Origin of the sequence: Nocardiopsis sp. TNDT3, from assembly GCF_003427465.1 — a bacterium.
Taxonomy (GTDB): domain Bacteria; phylum Actinomycetota; class Actinomycetes; order Streptosporangiales; family Streptosporangiaceae; genus Nocardiopsis; species Nocardiopsis dassonvillei.
This window is the reverse complement of record NZ_QPFC01001340.1, coordinates 1-2,266: the sequence shown is the minus strand read 5'-3', so window position 1 is coordinate 2,266 and position 2,266 is coordinate 1. Positions and strand designations below refer to the sequence as shown.

Below are 2,266 nucleotides of genomic sequence, written 5' to 3'. Positions count from 1 at the left end.
CGCACCATGCGCCCCGTCCCGGCCGGTACACCCGTTCTGGTCTTCTGCCGCACCGAGGCCCTGTGCCTGGGCTACGTCGGCGAGGAGGGCCGGTGGCGGTCCAAGCTGGTGGGCGCGTGGTGGAACACCGGCGACATCGGCGTCCTCAGCCGCACCGGCGCGCTGCGGTTGGTGGACCGCGAGGTGGACGCCCTGCGCGAGGGCGGATGCCTGGAGGTGGAGGACGTCGTGGACGACCGCCTGCCCGAGGTGCTGGAGTGCGTCGTCCTGAGCGTTCCGGACGGGCCCCCGGTGCCGGTGGTGGCCACCGAGAGCGGGGGTCTGGACACCGTGGCCTGGCGCGGCGCCGTCGCCGACCTGCCCGAACTCGCCGACCCGGTGGTGCTGACCTGGGACGAGCTGCCGCGCACCGGCACCGGCAAGGTCCGCCGCTCCGTGCTGCGCGACCAGTTGGGCCTGCGCCCCGACACCTGCGGAACGGGGAAGTGGACGTGACCGCCGCACCGGTGGGCGCGACCGTGCTCCCGCTGGCCGGGGCCGCCGCGCGGGCGGTGGGCGACTCGGCCGCGCTGCGGATCGCTGCGGCGCGCCTGGAGGCGCTCGGCTGCGCGGTCTCCCGGGTCGCGGGGCCCCTGCCCCCGCAGGCACCGGCCGGGTGGATCGGTCTGGTGGCCGTCCCCGGTGAGTGGGGTCCGGGCGGGAGTGGTTCCGGCGCGGGCCTGGGCGAAGACGGATCCGGCGGAGAGGGAACCCGGGTGCTGCCGGTACCGGTCGGCTGCGCCATCGGCTGGTCCGGGCCGGTCGCGGCGCCCCTGGCGGGGGAGCGCGACGTCCAGGCCGCCTGCGGGCTGGCGCACCTGCACGGCCGGGCCCGCGGGGCACCCCGGTTCCTGGGGGTGGACTACGCGTCGGTGTGCGCGGGGGTGCTGGCCGCGCAGGCGGTGGCGGCCTGCGCGCTGGCCCTGGCGCGCGGCGGTCCGGCGCTGTCGGCGTCGGTCTCCGCGGCCCAGGCCGCCCTGCTCGCGGCGGGTCCCTACGTCGCCGCGGCCACGGCCCCGGACCAGAGGGCTTCGGCGGGCCCGACTCTTTCCAGTGGGACAGGAGTGACGCCCGGTGCCGGAACCGCCCCGCCGTTCCGCTCGGTTGACGGAGCGCGCTTCGAGATCGAGACCCTGGACGCCGAGGTCTGGCTGCGGTTCTGGACCGACCTGGGAGCCGCCCCGTCCGCGATCGCCGCCGGGTGGCCGCCCTTCCAGCGGCGCTTCGCCACCGCGGTGTGCCCGCTGCCGCCCGAACTTCCCGCCGCGATCGCGGCCGCGGACCTCGCCCGGGTCCGCCTGGCCGCCCGCGACACGGGCATGAGCCTGGCCCTCGTCCGCGACGCCCGGGAGGCAGAGGAGCCCGACCCGGCCTCGGAGTGGCGGCTGCGCGCGCGGGACGCCACCGGCGCCCCCGCCGCCCCGCTGGCACCGCTCGGCCCCGACGCCGCCGCGCCCCTGGCCGGGCTGCGCGTGGTGGAGGCCACCAACCGCGTGCAGGGCCCGCTCGCCGGGCTGCTGCTCGCCATGCTCGGCGCCGAGGTCGTGCGGATCGAGCCCCCGGGCGGCGACCCCATGCGCGGGGTGGCGCCGATGGCGGGTGACCGCTCCGCCCGGTTCCTGGCCCTGAACCGGGGCAAGGGCGCGGTCGAGGCCGACCTCAAGACCGAAGCCGGGCGCCGGACCGCCCGAGACCTGGCCGCCACGGCCGACGTCCTGCTCTACAACTGGCCGCCCGGCCGTGCCGAGGGGTTCGGCCTGGGCCCCGACGACCTCGCCGACCCCGCCCCAGGCCTGGTCCACGTGCACGCAGACGGGTGGGGCGGTCGGGCCCCCGAACCCGGCGCGCTGGCCACCGACTACCTGGTCCAGGCGCACGGCGGGGTGGCCGACCTCCTGGCCGGACCCGGGCAGGAGCCCGCGCCGTCCCTGCTCACCCTCACCGACGTGCTCGGCGGAATCCTCGCTGCCGAAGGGGCCGTGGCCGCGCTGCTGCTGCGCGCCCGCACCGGCGCCGGGGTTCGCGCCCGGACCGCCCTGTCGGACGCGGCCCGGCTGCTGCGCCGCGCCGGACGCGGCACCGCGCCCACCGAAAGGAGCGGCTCGGCGCCCGGTGGTCGGAGCGGCCCCGTCCTCGTGGAGGACCTGGCGGCGATGGCCGACGAACCGGCGTTCGCGGCGGCCTTCGACACGGTCGGCGGCGCGTCCTGCGTCCGGGCCCCGTGGAG

General features: G+C 78.6%; 1 protein-coding gene and 1 pseudogene. Both read left to right on the top strand.

The window, feature by feature from the left end:
* A pseudogene (locus DQW06_RS27565) lies at positions 1–495 on the top strand (long-chain acyl-CoA synthetase); the annotation flags it as partial.
* Positions 492–2,266, top strand: a 1,775-nt coding sequence (locus DQW06_RS27560; protein ID WP_232833183.1) for a CoA transferase, incomplete at its 3' end; no start/stop codon positions are given. The pseudogene DQW06_RS27565 and the gene DQW06_RS27560, both read left to right, overlap by 4 nt.